This is a genomic window from Thalassolituus sp. (assembly GCF_034111725.1).
Taxonomy (GTDB): Bacteria; Pseudomonadota; Gammaproteobacteria; order Pseudomonadales; family Oceanobacteraceae; genus Thalassolituus.
The window spans coordinates 1-15564 of record NZ_JAWUWR010000080.1 but is presented as its reverse complement, the minus strand read 5'-3'; the positions used below and the strand labels follow the sequence as shown (position 1 = coordinate 15564).

General features: G+C 45.0%; 13 protein-coding genes and 1 other RNA gene. 3 read left to right on the top strand and 11 right to left on the bottom strand.

Features of this window, described 5'->3' with window-relative positions:
• Nucleotides 1–7 precede the first annotated feature (7 nt).
• Complete coding sequence (locus UXZ23_RS13865) at nucleotides 8–967, bottom strand: hypothetical protein (RefSeq protein WP_320821153.1); 960 nt, start codon at nucleotides 965–967, stop codon at nucleotides 8–10.
• Between the two features lie 176 nt (nucleotides 968–1143).
• Nucleotides 1144–2262, bottom strand: a complete 1119-nt coding sequence (locus UXZ23_RS13860; protein ID WP_320821152.1) for a fatty acid desaturase — start codon at nucleotides 2260–2262, stop codon at nucleotides 1144–1146.
• A gap of 91 nt (nucleotides 2263–2353) precedes the next feature.
• Here UXZ23_RS13860 and UXZ23_RS13855 point away from each other — a divergent pair, with 91 nt between their 5' ends.
• Nucleotides 2354–3355 (top strand): helix-turn-helix transcriptional regulator, encoded by a 1002-nt coding sequence (locus UXZ23_RS13855; RefSeq protein WP_320821151.1) that lies wholly within the window; start codon nucleotides 2354–2356, stop codon nucleotides 3353–3355.
• A 13-nt stretch (nucleotides 3356–3368) separates the two neighbouring features.
• On the opposite strand, the gene UXZ23_RS13850 is transcribed toward UXZ23_RS13855, so the two are convergent.
• From UXZ23_RS13850 to UXZ23_RS13815, 8 genes are all read right to left on the bottom strand, one after another.
• On the bottom strand, nucleotides 3369–4049 hold the full coding sequence (locus tag UXZ23_RS13850; protein WP_320821150.1) for a Fe2+-dependent dioxygenase: 681 nt from the start codon (nucleotides 4047–4049) through the stop codon (nucleotides 3369–3371).
• A 17-nt stretch (nucleotides 4050–4066) separates the two neighbouring features.
• On the bottom strand, nucleotides 4067–5182 hold the full coding sequence (locus tag UXZ23_RS13845; RefSeq protein ID WP_320821149.1) for an alpha-hydroxy acid oxidase: 1116 nt from the start codon (nucleotides 5180–5182) through the stop codon (nucleotides 4067–4069).
• Between the two features lie 76 nt (nucleotides 5183–5258).
• Nucleotides 5259–7589 carry a TonB-dependent siderophore receptor gene (locus UXZ23_RS13840; protein ID WP_320821148.1) on the bottom strand — a complete coding sequence of 777 codons (2331 nt, stop codon included), beginning with the start codon at nucleotides 7587–7589 and terminating at the stop codon, nucleotides 5259–5261.
• A gap of 2 nt (nucleotides 7590–7591) precedes the next feature.
• The gene (locus UXZ23_RS13835) at nucleotides 7592–8383 is read right to left on the bottom strand and encodes an energy transducer TonB (protein WP_320821147.1); all 792 of its coding nucleotides are present in this window, start codon (nucleotides 8381–8383) and stop codon (nucleotides 7592–7594) included.
• The gene (locus UXZ23_RS13830) at nucleotides 8383–8820 is read right to left on the bottom strand and encodes a biopolymer transporter ExbD (protein WP_320821146.1); all 438 of its coding nucleotides are present in this window, start codon (nucleotides 8818–8820) and stop codon (nucleotides 8383–8385) included. Before UXZ23_RS13830 ends, UXZ23_RS13835 begins: the two co-directional genes overlap by 1 nt.
• Nucleotides 8810–9247 carry an ExbD/TolR family protein gene (locus UXZ23_RS13825; RefSeq protein ID WP_320821145.1) on the bottom strand — a complete coding sequence of 146 codons (438 nt, stop codon included), beginning with the start codon at nucleotides 9245–9247 and terminating at the stop codon, nucleotides 8810–8812. The genes UXZ23_RS13830 and UXZ23_RS13825 overlap by 11 nt, the downstream gene beginning before the upstream one ends.
• The gene (locus tag UXZ23_RS13820) at nucleotides 9244–9918 is read right to left on the bottom strand and encodes a MotA/TolQ/ExbB proton channel family protein (protein WP_320821144.1); all 675 of its coding nucleotides are present in this window, start codon (nucleotides 9916–9918) and stop codon (nucleotides 9244–9246) included. The genes UXZ23_RS13825 and UXZ23_RS13820 overlap by 4 nt, the downstream gene beginning before the upstream one ends.
• 72 nt (nucleotides 9919–9990) lie before the next feature.
• Nucleotides 9991–11724 carry a diguanylate cyclase gene (locus UXZ23_RS13815; protein ID WP_320821143.1) on the bottom strand — a complete coding sequence of 578 codons (1734 nt, stop codon included), beginning with the start codon at nucleotides 11722–11724 and terminating at the stop codon, nucleotides 9991–9993.
• 598 nt (nucleotides 11725–12322) lie between these two features.
• On the opposite strand from UXZ23_RS13815, the gene UXZ23_RS13810 reads away from it, so the two are divergent.
• A complete protein-coding gene (locus tag UXZ23_RS13810) occupies nucleotides 12323–14215 on the top strand; it encodes a sensor domain-containing diguanylate cyclase (RefSeq protein ID WP_320821142.1) in 1893 nt (630 codons plus the stop codon).
• 169 nt (nucleotides 14216–14384) lie between these two features.
• Nucleotides 14385–14810, top strand: a complete 426-nt coding sequence (locus tag UXZ23_RS13805) for a hypothetical protein (protein ID WP_320821141.1) — start codon at nucleotides 14385–14387, stop codon at nucleotides 14808–14810.
• Nucleotides 14811–15224: 414 nt separating this feature from the next.
• Here the strand turns inward: UXZ23_RS13805 and ssrA are convergent.
• Nucleotides 15225–15564: a transfer-messenger RNA gene (gene ssrA / locus UXZ23_RS13800) on the bottom strand; the annotation flags it as partial.

Genomic DNA, 15564 nt, shown 5'->3' with positions numbered 1-15564 from the left:
GAATGAATTACAACGCTTTGCGGCGTTCTTCTAAACCGTTATCGAGCGTTTTCTTTAGTAGCGTAAACAGTTCAATAGATGCGTCTATTTCGGTTTTACGATTTGTCAGACTTTCGATGTTTAGGCCTAATGGTAAGTTAAGCGGTAGACACTTGGCCAAAATATTCTGCAAGTTGTTATGACAAATCTTAATAGACTCTGTCAGCGGATCTTCTGCTGCCATCATTTCTTGGCGAGTGCTTTCAGGTACTGAAATTCCCAGCCATTCCATAAATTCTAACGTCTTCAAGCTACCGCATGGGGTAAAGGTCAGAATAATGCGTTGAGGTTCTACACCTTGCTCAGCACATGATTTTGCATAGCTGGTAAGCAAATCAATGGTAGCGTCGGCATCATAAACTGCTTGCGAGATAAAAAACGTGCAGCCTTGCTTACCTTTATTGAGTAAGCGGGTGTGCTCATTGCCCTTCGCCGCATGACGTTCGGCAATGGTAACACCGCCAAGGTGGTAAGGAGCTTCATGAGTCGCCAGCACTTTGTACGCTTCTGGCAGCGATAAACGTATATCTCCTTCCGAAGAGGGCGCGCCAACTAATACGATATCGCGCACGCCAAATTCATTCCAAGCGCGGGTTAACCAGTCTGAGAAATCACTGGCGTTGCGCTGCGCAACACTCTTGTAGGTGATCACAGGATGGCCTGATTTTTCGCGGATAATGCGTGAATAGGCGCAAGGATCGAACGTTTGCATAAATGGAAATGGACGCGGTTTGTTCGTACGACTGCTTTCATCTTGAATGTCGTAAACGATCATGCCGTCGTAATCTAGTGCCGATAAGCGCTCTAATAGTTTCTCTGCTATCTCATCAACACGTTCGTTTGTAGTGCTGTCTTTTGGCGGAGTTGTGCCGACAAAGTACACACCTTGATGGATATTCTGGAAATCTTCTTGTAAACGGGAGCCCATGAGCGACCTTCTTTCTAAATACGATAACAATGCAGCATTCTAACAGTGAATGGCCTAGATGTGACCGTCGTGGTCTTGAATGTTTCGAGGTTGAACGTGAGTGTGGCTAATAGTGCAGAGAAAAATCCATAAAAAAGCCGCACCAGAGGGTGCGGCTTAGTTGAGCAATGGGGCTATCAGGCGTTAGCAGTCTCGTTGATAACGGCATAATGCTCTTTCGTATGCATGCGATTAGCACGGCTGAAAGTGCCCATATCATTGAAGCGAATACCATGTTTGCGCAGTACTTCGTGTGATTCTTTCGTTGCCAGATGGCGAATATAGAAAGGATCACGTACCACGAAGTGGTGAATCGCATGGGTACTGCCAAAGTTGAAGCAGAAAGCTTGAAGTGGCAGTAGATACCAAGGATTCATAACCTGACACTGCTCGTGAATAATGCCAGAGCGGTTATCGCCATAGTAATGCATGTTGGATGAAATAAAGTGCAGGCAGAACGTACGCAGCACGTTCGGTGCAATCAGAACAACCACCAAACCGGTTACCCAATCTTGTTGCGCCAGCAACCATTGCGGCCATGCAATCTGCGCATCCAGTGTCCAAGCAATGCCATTGGCCAAATGAAACAACACGAATAAATGCCAAATCAGATATAGGGTAGTGCCCAGTGGCGTAAAAGAAGCGGCCGCGATGAGACGCAAATTCTTCAAATCTTTATGGGTTACCTTACCTTCTTTCAGCAAACGACGAGGCTCGATGAAGTACTTAGGGATACGCAAGTAGAACGCCAACATGTTATCGCCAACCATAAAGAGACGACGAATTCCCCAGCTTTCGCCATTGGTAATGCCGCGTTCCTCTAGGTCTGTCTCAGTACCAGACACCTTATGATGATGTAAATGCGTATGACGGCGTACCCATGGGTTTTGGGTCAGCGGACGCGCCAAGTAAACACCAGCCATCATAAAGTGATGCCAAAATGGGGTTTTACGGAAGTACATGTAGTGGATCAGGTCGTGTTCCAGCTCATGTAAAAGAGATGTCCAGAAAGCGCTCAATACGATCACCATCCAAACCGGCATAATGCCTTCAAAATAGAGCCAGCCGTTGAGCACCATCCCCAATATGCTGGTTAAAAAGATACCCATACCCACTGCATTCTGATGCTTTACTAGGCTCGGGTGGCTATTACGAACGCGATCACTAACCGCCATCAGTTCACTTTGAATCTGACGGTCTTTTTGTTTGGCTGCCTTTAATGAATCGGCGGAATTGAGGCCAGTTGTCGATGACATAGGTATACTCCTGTTAATCACAATAACAATATACCGTGCAGAATTGGGTGCTGCCTTGCCCATGCTGCCAATCATTTGACCGGAGATGCCAATGTCGATGGAAGGCAAAGCAGTTGCCATGTTCTTGCGCCCACTTGCCAGCTTGCTGGTAGCGCGCAACATAGCCCCAGAGCCGATATTTAGCCAGTTTGGAATTAGCTTGGCGGATACTCGAAATTCTGAGGCAATGGTTGATACCACTAAGTCTTACGCCTTGTTGGATGAGGTTGAACGCTTGCTCGATGACCCGTCACTGGGAATTAATATGGCACGTGAGAGCGAATACTCGACCTTTGGTGGTTTGGGCTTAGCGTTATCCGCCGGTGGCAGTTTATTGAGTGTGTTGCAGCGTATCGTGCGTTTTCATCGCTTAATCAGTAATGTCGTAAATCTTGAATTGGATATTGAGGCCGACCGAGTTGCTATTCGGTTTGTGCCTAATGACGGGTTTAAGCCGCATCATCAAGGCATTCAATTTGTTATGGCCAGTCTTGTGCGTATGGTGCGTATTCGAATTGACGCGAAATTAAATCCAATTGAAGTGCATGCTCCAGCGATTAATGAATTATTTTTAGATCGTATGAGCCGTTATTTTCGCGTTAAGGTGCAAGCATCGGATCACTTTACTTTAGTGTTTGCGCGTCACGTAGTGAATGCAGAGCTGCAATCGAGCGAGCCTCAAATGGCGGCGATGTTAGATGCAACTCTGAGTGAGCGATTAGCCCTGCAAGAAAAGGGCTCATTGGTTATTCAGTTATCCCTTTGGGTAGAAGGGCAGTTGCCAGAAGGGGAGCCGTCATTAACGGATGCTGCAGAACAATTTCACATGAGTGTACGTAGTTTACAGCGGCGCTTAACCGAAGAAGACTTAACGTGGCAGAAGTTATTAGAGCGTACGCGCAGAACGTTGGTTGAACGGCATTTACGTATTCCGGGTACCAGTGTTACGCAATTAGCGTTTTTGCTCGGATTTTCTGATGTTAGTGCTTTTTCTCGGGCATTTAAAAAATGGTATGGCGTTTCGCCTAGTCAATTTAATAAACCGTCTGAATAGGCGGCTTATATTTTTACACGTTAGCCCAGCCGCGCAATAAGTTGTGATACAGGCCGCTTAAACGTCGCACTTCTGTGTCGGCACTGCCACGGTCTTGGGTTAACACCTGAATAGATTGGTCTAATTCAAATAATTGCTCACGTTGGATGGCATTCACGATCATGCTTTGTATCCAAAAGAAAGCGGCTAAGCGCTTACCTCGGGTCACCGGTTTGACTTCATGCAAGCTGGTGGATGGATATAAGATTAAATCACCAGCGTTTAATTTCACCTCTTGCGCACCGTATTGAGTTTCTATGGTTAGTTCACCGCCATCGTATTCATCGGCATCACTTAAAAATAACGTTGCTGAAATATCGGTACGCATTGCTTGACCGTCGGGTAGTGTCATTATGGCACTATCAATATGCAGGCCGTAATGACCACTATCCTGATAACAATTAAAACGAGGCGGAAAAGTTTTTTGCGGTAACGTCGCAGAGATAAACAAAGGATGTTGGCGTACTGCATCAAGTACCGCTTGAGCTAATTGCTGTGCTAGGGCGCTGGTTTCATCAAGCTGCAGGTTGGCTTTAACATTCGCCGCTATGCCGCCAGCGGTGCGTATTCCCTCGATCCAAGGCGCTTGCTCAAGCGCTTGGCGTAAAGCTAACGCATCGTCGCGGCGAATGATGTTTTCGATTGGCAACAACATGTCTAGCTCCTTAATGATTAAGCTTGGCGCGTAAAAAGTGATTCGGCATTAATGTTTTCGATGCTATTACAGCCCGCCAAGGCCATGGTAATTTCAAACTCATCACGTAGTAACTTCAACATGTGAGCCACGCCGAGTGCCCCCGCTGTTGCCAATGCCCATAATTGTGGGCGACCGATCAATACGGCGTTAGCACCCAGAGCCATGGCTTTAAAAATATCACTGCCGCGTCGAATGCCGCTGTCAAACAATACGGTGAAATCATCACCAACGGCGGCTCGAATTGCAGGAAGTAATTCAATGCTGGCGGGTAATGTATCAAGTGTACGCCCACCATGATTTGATACCACGACACCATCGAAGCCTAACTTCTTTAAGAGGATTGCATCTTGCGGATGGCTAATCCCCTTGGCTATTAAGGGCAATTTAACTTGCTGTCTTAACCAGACTAAATCGCTTTCGCTAGGTGCATCGCTCATAAAACCGTTAAGAATAATGCTATCGCTCGGATTTAGCGTTTTAGTAGCGGCTTGCGGCAAGTCGCGGAGATTAATATTAATGTCGTTAGGTAATACAAATCCGACTCTTTGGGCGCGATTACGTAAGCCATTTACTGCCGCATCGAGGGTAATAATAATAGCGCTGTAACCTGCATTAATAGCGCGGTTTATTAATTCTAGATTGGCGTCTCGGCAAGGCTGCCAATACAATTGAAACCAACATGGCCCAGCATGTTTGGCGATATCCTCTAGCTGTTTACTGGCAAGTGTACTGACAATCATAGGTACATTCAGTGCGGCTGCTGCTTGTGCCGTTGCAATTTCGCCGTCAGCATGAATCAGAGTTTGATGAGCGACGGGCGCCAATAATATTGGATGGGATAAGGTTTGTTTTTGGCTGCCGGAAAATAATTCAATCTGTGTGCTGCTATGAGAAAAATCATTCAGTACACGGTTATAGATCGACATTGCATCAAATGCGGAACGATTACGGTTGAGCGTAATATCGTCTGCAACGCCACCATTTATATATTCCAGCACATCGTAAGGTAATGCCTCGCGTGCGTAACGCTCGTAATCCAATACGCTAACAATATCGGTAGGAATGTAATTTAGCGACGCTGTCTGATTCATATGTCACCGTATTAATCGTAAAATAGAAAACACCGAGCGCAGAATGCTCGGTGTTTCGCTTGCTATCGCTTATGAATTAAAACTCATAGGCCACAGTTAGTTGCGCGTTGCGTGCATCACCAATGTAGGCAAAGGCACCACTACGATAGGCCGTTAAGTAGTAATCTTTATCCGTGAGGTTTGCTACGTTAACGCGGGCATTCAGTTGCTCGTTAAATTCATAACTCGCGAACGCATCAAAGATGGTGTAGGACGGAACACGAAGATCTTCACTGGCCGTGCTATCTGGCTGGCCAACGTACACTTCACTCGAATGATTCGCTGCCGCGCCAAAACTGAATTTATCGGTTAGCTGATAACGCACTTGAGCAAAGGCAGAACGATTAGCAAAATTAGCTAAGCGGCCACCGGGTTCTACTGGTTCGCCACCTGACGTTGCCGCGGTTTTTAGAATTTCCGACTTCATTAATGCCATGCCTAACTGAGTGCTCAAGCGTTCGGTAATGTTACCTACTAGTGAGAACTCAACCCCTTTTACCCGGTTTTTACCGGTATTATAGGTGCCTGCAGTATCGTAATCAGTGCCTTCCATTACGTCGTCTTTGGTTACTTGAAATAACGCAGCCGTTGCGAGTAATTTTTCATTGAGTAAGTTCCACTTAGTACCTAGCTCAATGTTCTCTACTTTTTCTGGTTTTGCTTTGTCGACGCTTTCTGCGCTTGAACACAAACCGCCGTATCCACAGTTACCACCAACGTCAGATTCACCACCATTGATGTTGGCGGAGGTACTATACGTTAGGTAAACATTACCCTTATCGGTAATGTCATACATGGTGCCTATGTGACCGTTCCATAGGGTATCGTCGTATTCATAGGTGGTATCTGAACCATCTCGACTGGTGACAATATTCTTGTATTCAAAGGTGTCAGCGCGCACGCCAGCAAATACAGAAAATGCATCGGTAATATCAATTGTGTCCATAACATAGAGGGACATGGTTTCAATCTGGTAGTCGGAATCAGAGCTTCCTTTAGTGATATTTCGGCCCATTAATTCGTCGTTGTCGGTGATGTAATTACCGCTTCCATCCACAATACAGTAGCCATTGGATACGCCACCGCGTCCAGATACTAAACAGTTGCTATCACCTTGGTTGTTAACGTTATAAACACCATTAAGTACATCGTGTTTTGAATACTCGCCACCAATAACAAATTGATGCTGCATGCCAGCAATTTCGCTATCAATAAAGAGATTTAGCTGGTTGGCAAAGTATTCTACTTCTTGCCAGCCTTGGTGTGTGCTTAGTGAAATGGTGCCTATGTCACCTGCTGGATCGGTAGCGTCACGATTAGTGCCATGAGCACCAGTAACGACATAACCATTATTGGTGGTGCCGTGGCGCATGGCATTTTCAATGCGTAAGTTGTCATTAAACTCGTATTCAGCACGCAAAGTAGCGGTATCAACACGGGATTTAATAAAGTCCTGCTGCTGCGCATAGGCAGGAATATCGTCGTTTATTCTTCCCGTAGCTCGGTCGATATAACTACCAAGGTCGCTATTTTCGAACGCACTTAAATGATAGTAATCAGCAATGATTTTTAATTTATCAGTCGCTTGGTAAGCACCGGATAATGCTAAACCATTGCGTTCTTTATCGTTTGGGTCACGATCAGGAATTTCTTCATAGCTGTGCAATACGTTGGTACGTACGGCTAAGTCGTCGTTAATACTTTGGTTGGTATCTAAAGTAATACGACGGTAATTATCAGTACCTAATCCAGCTTCGACTTTGTTGAAGTCGTATTCGCTGCTGGCTTGTTTGGTAATGCTATTCACTGCACCACCCGTTGAGCCACGGCCTGCAAACGTTGAACTTGGACCTTTGGTGATTTCAACTTGTTCTACCGCAAAGCTTTCGCGTGTTGTCATGCCAGGATCGCGCAGACCATCGACAAACACATCAGAACGAGCTTCGTGGCCACGAATAACGTAGCGATCACCGAAGGCATTACCGTTTTCTCCAGTACCTAAAGTAATACCCGGCTGCGCGTCCAGTATATCCTTTAGGTCACTCCGACCAGATTCTTGAATTTGAGTCTGGGTCAGTACGGTCATTGTTTGTGGCGTTTCAGCAATGTCTTTGACATGACGGCTATCGCCAGACACCTTAGCTTTATAAGGAGCACCAGGTTCGGCATACGGATTAGTATCGACGGTGCGCTCTTCAACCTGCATGGTATCAAGCATGATGGTATCGTCAGCCATTGCCATATTCGCAAGAGGCAGAGATCCCAATAGTAATGCTGGCAACCCTATGCTCAATGCAGTGGCGCCGGGTGCAAGTCGGGTGGTGCGCAGCGTCAGCTTACCGCTGCTGTTTGCTGTTTTCTTATCCATGATTAGTCCCCAAATGACGTGTTGGTAATAAGCGTGAAATCGATCGGCATAACGAGCGGTAGCTCCATCCGTCCCGGTGCAAAGTTATCCGGCACCGGCGGTAGAGGATTCGCATCGTCGAACATTTGTAATGCTGCGGCATCGAGGTAGGGATATCCGCTAGAGGTATCCACCTGACGATTTAGCACATTGCCTTGTCGATCCATGGTGAAAGCAATACGGACGATGCCTTCTTGCTTTTCTTTTTTAGCCGCAGACGGATAGCGCTTATATTTTGCTAACCAACGATTAAGTTGGTTTTTGTAGTTTTTTGCGCTGCCGCGTTTACCGCCGCTTTGGCTCTGCGCAGATTTCCCCGTTGCTTTAACGGCAGCTTGTACTGGTGCCGCTTCGACTTCCGGTTCTGGCAGAGTTTCTTCTCTCTCATCATTTGGTTGCTCAACAGAAATCTCTTCTGTTGTTTGTTGCTCTTTCGGTTTTATTTCTTCAACTTTAAAGCTGTTATTAACTAACTCTGTTGCTTCGATTATGGGTTTCTTTTGTATGAGTTTTTTAATTTCTATCGGTTTTTCAGGTGTTTTTTTTACAACCGGAGTCGGGCGTTCTAATTGTGTTAAACGCTCTTGAATATCGGCATAAGAGCCAAGTTGGCCAACGCCTAAGTCGATGCCCATCTCACCGGTATCCATCGCATCACCTTCAGATGTGTTGGCGTTTACCGAGATGGCATACCAAACGGCACCGTGCAAAATAAGCGCTGTAAAACCCGCTAAAACCCAACGCAAAGCCCTCATTATTGCGTCGCCATAGTGAAGAGCTTTATTTCAATATTATTACGGCCTGACAGCGCATTTAGCACTATGTCTAGCTGTTTGGCGGTTGCTCTGCCGTCGGCGAAAAGTGCCACTTTAGCCGCAGTGTTCTTGTTAATTAAGCTGGTGATTTTAGATGGTTCTAACACTTCGCCATTGAATTTTAATTTGCCATTTTCGTGCAATTCTAAACGAATAGTCAGAGGGTCGGCACTTGCTAGTTGTGTGCTCTTGGGCAGTTCAATTGCTTTGTCGGGCTGGGCTTTTATTTGGCCAGCAACCATAAAAAATATAAGCAATAAAAACACAATATTAATCAGCGGAATCATATTGTCGTCGGATTGCTGCTTACTATTGGTAAACGAAAATGACGACAGATCAGCGATAGATGTTTCAGAATGCGCTAAGTTAACCTTCATTTTCATCACCTTGGGTCGTACTTTTAATCGCCTGACTAATATGAATAGTGTTGAAACCTAATTGTTTTAACTGTTCGTAGGTTGCAATTATTCGACTGATTGATACCGGTTCTTCAGCGCTTAAAATGATAGGTTTGCTGAGCGCTTCGCTTGTTAACTGCGCTGGGATTTTGCCAATGTTAATAGGTCGTTGCAGGCTATCAGTGAGTAATCCTATGCCGTCGGTATAGATGACAACCACGGGGGGCACGTCTTCTTTTGCGGCTTTATGTGCACTCGGTATGGTTAGGTCCAGCATTTGCCACTGACTAAAACTCGATGTCAGCATAAAAAACATAAGTAAAATAAATACCACATCAATAAGTGCGGTTAAGCTAATCGGTCTTGCACGCCGCGCTGAGGTATTTAAAGAAAATGTATTATTCATGACGCGCTACGCTGGCTCACCGAGGTGGTAGCAGCTTCGCTGGCTGTGTGATTGGCGAAGTAGGTGAATACTTGGCCAATATGATCTTGCAAAATGTGCACTTGTTGTTCTGCGCGACGTTCGAATAGGCTGTGCACAAGGGAAACAGGGATGGCTACACCAAGACCAACCGCTGTGGTCAGTAAAGCTTGCCAAATACCACCAGATAGAACCGCCGGATCAACTTGAGCGCCGGCAAGCTCCATGGCTTTAAACGCTTCAATCATGCCGAGTACCGTGCCAAATAGACCGAGTAGTGGTGCTAGCGTAGCGATGACCTCAAGCGGGCGTAGGTAGTTACTGTAAGCATGTGCTACATCGCGAGCTTTACGGACCACTTCGGATTGAGCATCGTTTTTCGAAAGTGTTTGCTCTTGAAGTAGCTCTACGGCATCACCGATGAGTTGGCTATGTGGGTTGCGTTGACGCTGTGCAAGTAGACGTAATTGTTTCAGTTCCCCCATTTGCAAGTGAGCCAGCAAGCGCTTAGGTGTGCTATTGCGCGCGGGTAGTTGCACTAACATTGCCGCCAACTTGAGCAGAATTAGTGTGGTGGCAGCGATCGAGAATAGAATGAGGACGGCAACAACGGGGCCGCCGATGGAATCAATGAAATTAAGTAATGTGATCATAGTATGCCTCCAGAGCTAACTGGAATGCATACTAATGATAATGAGAATCTATATCAATAGCATTTGTAAATATTATGACGCGATAGCAACCTGGTTGCGGCCATTGTTCTTAGCTTGGTAGAGATAGTTGTCCGCATTCTTAAGTAGTACTTCGCGTTGGTTTATGTCGGTCGGCATAGCAAAAGCTAAACCTACGCTAATGGTCATGCTCGCGGCTACTCTGCCATCACTAACAATCGTATTGGAAAATGCGTAACGCAGTGATTCCGCCACCTGTCTTGCATGACTGTGGTTTACGCGCGGCAGGGCAATTATAAATTCTTCGCCGCCGTAGCGTGCACAGATGTCATATGGAGAACTTAGTACCTGACGAATTAATTCACCTGCTCGAATTAAACAACGATCACCAAACGCATGGCCATATTCATCATTCAAACGCTTGAAGTGATCGACGTCTATCATAAGTACAGCGAGTGGTTGTTTGTTATTGATTGACTCTTTATATAAGCGTTCATATTCCTCATCAAAATGACGACGATTAAATAGTCCTGTTAGTCCATCCGTCGTGCTTAAGTACTCTAATTTTCGATTCGCTTCTTCCAATGCTCTAGTTCGTTGTTTTACTTTACTATCGAGGTCTTCATTCATTGCTCGTTGAACATTAATTAATGTATTTTGGGTATGTAGGCGCAATTCTTTTTCTTGATTCATACGGTCAGCAAAGGCGAAAGACAATAAAGAAAGCTCAATTGCTGAACCTATGGCTATAGCGTAAGTTCCATAAGTTGTTGAATCAATAGCTCCCATTGAATCAAGTAAATACCAGCCGATAAACATTAAGTAGATAAACCAAGCGGTGGCAAATAGGCGTGCTGCTTTAAAGCCCATTAACCAGCCTTTGACCCCAATATATAAGCCGCAACCAACGCCGACTAATCCCAATATGTTGACAACTGTAATGAAGGTCGCGAAATTCATAAAGAAGCTTGCGCATAGCATAGCAAGGCTTCCGGCTAGTAAGGAGTAGCCTGCTGTACGGTCAAATCGCGAACGCATGCGTCGTAAACGGATAAACTTAATAACAAATAATACGGCGCTGGTTTCCATTAGTCCGGATGTGAACATAATCATGAAGTTATTGCTCACAACTGCAGGCTCGAGCCATAGGTACTGAAAGCCAAAACCAAATAAAGTAAATTGCTGTGCTGCCACTGCAGCCACATACATGAGGTAATAGAGGTAAGTACTATCGCGTAGCGAAGTATAAATAAACGTGTTGTATATCAGCATGATGATAATCACACCAAAGTATAAACCAACGAATAGAAGCAACACGGATTCATCTTTGACCGCTTCTACTTGAGTAATTAACTCAATAGGAACCATCATTAGACCTGAGGTTTGGATACGAAGGTATACATCCACGACTTCACTCGTTGGAATTTCAACTGGAGCTAAGAAGGTACGGTGCTCAATGGGGCGACTCGAAAATGAACGTTCATCTCCGGCTTCAAAGTGAGCAAGAGTTTGATCGCCTTGTTGTAAGTACAGGTCGATATAGTCGTGGTGAGGGTAGTCTACCCTCAAAAATATAGGCGCATCGAGAGGGTGACTTTTTTTTAGTTGCGTACGAAACCAGATCACGCGTTGATTATGGCCGAAGTTACGATGCTCTTGCCGTGACACTTGCCAGCTCTCATCATCTAGAGACTGAATATCGGCCAATGTCTGCTCGGGTTTAGCGGCGATGTAGTGCAAAGTGGGGATTAAGTTGAAGCGTGTATCAACCATTGCAATATCTGTCACAGTAGTTGCTGGTGATGCGCCTACAAATTGGCAGGCGATAACGAGCAGCAGCCCGATGAAGAACTGAAGTCTAGTTTTTGTGTGTTCGTTAATCCAGTTGCCAAAATCGGGGTTAACGTCAATTTTCGTTTTATGCATTGGCGTATAATGTCTTGTTGTCGAGCACTACTATTATTCTTATTGAAGAACCAGTGTAATCATTGGACCCCTAATATTCTGTAGTGTATGGGGACAGTATTGGTAAGTATTTGTAACAGCGTCTAGGCAAATAAAGATTACACTTTGATTGGAGTTGGCCGGCTTGTGTGGCGCAATTTGTGTATCACTAAGATAGATCATCTATTGGCGTAATAATACACAATAAGTCACATTCTTTGGAGTTAAGCTCGGGCTTACTTTTTCTTTACGCTATTGTTGTGAGGTGTGTCACGAAAGACATTAGAGGCACAATGGTAATGATAGATATAAATGCGTACGGCTGAGTAAAGTGTGCGCAGTTTCCGGTTAGCTAATAATTCTTGAACTATACTGTTATTTCTTCTGCCTCTGCCTCTTGTATTTTATGAAGGCGATTTTATAGCGATAGTCTGGAACTTTAATGCGCTACTTATACACAGTATTGGTTGCATGGATGATGTCGACCACTTGTATCGCTGCCAATATTATTGAACTCGATGGGCTGAGCGACGACCTAGCTTTGGGACCATACGTTAATAGTGTGCGTATAGCGCGAGATGATCACGGGTTAACTGACCAAGTACGTGCTGCTGACTATGCGGTGGGTAGACATAATGAGCTTAATTTCGGCTATACACAAAAACGGGTTTGGCTTAGGTTAGAGCTTTCTAATTCGTCTAACGATGACATTGAGCGAGTTTTAAATATTCGTTACCCTTTGCTGGATAGCGTTAAACTTTATAGAAGCACATCGCAAACACCGTTATACACGCTTGGGCGCTTTTATGCAGATAAGAACGATCAAGCAATCAATATTCCCGCTTCGTATTTCATCATGCCTATCTCGGTGCCCGCGAATAGCATTGAGACATATTATCTCAGCGTTGAGAGTGATGACTCGATTGCACTGCCATTGTACTTAACAGCTCAGACTTCCTTAGTACGACAAGCATTTAATCATGCAGTGAATTTCTCATTTTATTTTGGATTGGCTGTTGCTAATATACTTTTTGCATTCTTCATGACTATTTTGGTGAGAGAGCGTGAGCTACTTTACTACAGTTTATTCATGGTGAGTAATAACCTTATATTTTTTGCCGTATTAGAGGGTATTCCGAGTACTATTTTTAATGTGGACTCATTGTTTGTTAATAGAGATATTATTGCTTACGTAGTTAGTGCCTCTATGATGTTATTTACTTTGTTTGCAGCATCTTATTTAAAACTTAAGATGTATGCTCCAAAGGCATATCGTATTTCTAGAATATTAGCCGTTATTATGTTTCTATCATTTATACTGTGCTTTATTTTACCGTATTTTTACGCGATAACGTTGTCGACATTTACCTCAATATTGGTTGGCTGTTTTTTTGGTTCGGTAGTGAGTAAATATCTTCAGCTAGGTCGGCCAGGAGGTATGTCATTCCTGTTCGCTTGGGGCTTAGGCGTAACCGGTGCCTTGGTGTATGGAATGAAGGTATGGAACCTAGTGCCCGTCAACTTTTTCACTAGTTATGGTTGGCATATCGGTACGTTATTTGAGGCGGCGATATTCTCATCTATGATGGCCTATCGTGCGGCAAAAGACCGTAAAGAACGTTTGATGTATTTACATGAACTTAACAAAAAAGAACGTGATTTACGTCATACGCAAGAACGCTTGTTAGAAACTGAGAGTGCGGCAAAAGCCGACTTGGAATTACAGGTTAAACAACGCACCCGAGACTTATCGAATATCTTGTCTCAGTTAGAAACTGAGAATCGTTCGCTGGCCGAATTATCCATTAACGATGGATTAACTAAGGTACGCAATCGCAGATACTTTAACGATATCTATCCACAAATGTGGAGCGATGCCGTTGATGATCAAACCCCCATTAGTTTAATACTTCTCGATATAGATCAGTTTAAAAAGGTGAACGACGACTACGGCCATATCAGTGGAGATCATTGCCTAGTTAAAGTGGCCAGTATCATGCGCCAGTCGGTGAATCATCCGATAGATGTAGTATGCCGTTATGGAGGTGAAGAATTTGTCATCATATTGCCCGACACTACACAGCAACAAGCCTTTGTCATTGCTGAAAGCATGCGTAAAAGTATTGCTAACACCATTATTTCTTGTAGCGAACAAGCCTTTAGAGTGACGTCCAGCTTTGGCGTTGGTGGGATAATTCCAACAGAAGAAACAGCTCCCGAAGATATGATCGCTCAGTGTGATGCCGCCCTTTATACCTCCAAGCGCAACGGCCGCAATAGGGTGACAGTCGTCGACGATATTGCGACAAGCGGGCAAGGAACAGTGGGGATGTAAGTAGGAGATTAATTAGTGGTAATTTGTGCCAGAAGCTTGAGCCTTGCGTTCATTTATTTTAGTGTTCAGCTCAAATTCACTATGGTGTTAAAGGACGTAACAAAAATGAAAAAAATCAAAGTAGGGATGGTTGCTACTTTAATTATGGCACTTGCCATGCCAGTTTCCGTTGGCGTACTCGCAGTTACCACAAGCGCAAAAGGCCGAAGCAGCTGATTTCACTGGCAGAATCAAAAGCCGTTTAACCGCCGAGCCGATTGCTAACGTCATCATGGCTGCGCCGTCGAAAGAATCATTGCTTGAGTTGGCAACACTTAGCGATCAAAACAAAGGTTACTACGCAGAAGCGCAAGCACTGAATGCAGACGAAGTTGCGGTATTAACCCCAGAAAAGTACACCATTGCCGGTGGTGCCTTCTCAGCCCAAGGCAACTTACTTAATGTCGTGACAGAAGCAGGGCGCTTGTTCAGCTTTACCGCAGTAAGTACTGATGAGTTACAAAGCTTTAACCTCAAAGGCGATTGGAACACCTCTTGGGAAAATCCATTGTTTCGTGCGGAGATTCAAACGGCAGTAAATGCGATGTTTGAGTGATATTCAAGTGATCTAGACGAAGCCCTAGTGCGCAAGTGTTAGGGCTTTTTTAACTCTGAGACGATGAGAGTCCACTTCCAGTAATCGCGATATTAAAAAAAAGGCCCTATACAAAAATACATAAGGCAGGATTGCACTCAGGGCCATCTCGACAATTGCTCCTGCATTGTTCTACCTTCCGCCATCCGTGGCGGTCGCGGCCCTGCCACTTCGTGCGCCGGTGGCGGTGCAAATCGTTCTCTACGATTTGTGATCAAAACATCGGGAGTGTTTTGACATGAGCGAAGTGAGCCTTTGGTGAAAGCCAAGGATGGTTTCATAACCCCGAGACTATGAGAGTCCACTTCCAGCAATTCGTCAGACAAATAAAAAAGCCCCAGTGCAAAATGCGCACTGGGGCTTTTTTATTTTGTTTGGTGGAGATGGCGGGATTTGAACCCGCGTCCGCCAATCCTCCACTAGAGGATCTACATGCTTAGCCGTCTCTATTAATTTAGTTCGTCACGGGCCGAGGGGCAGGCCGTTCAGAACGAGCTCGATTAAGTTTAACTCTTTGGCTACGAGCGAAGCCTCCAAGCGATCCTATAAGACGTCGCCCTCGTCCCCCGGCTATAGGAACCCGAGTTCGGAGGTAAGCGGGCTTAAGCCGCTAGTGCGTAAGTTTCGTCGTTTGCGACTATAACTATGTATAACGTTTATTTACGAGATCGCTATACACTCTCGGCATGCACCCATAGCTTTGTAATCAACGTCG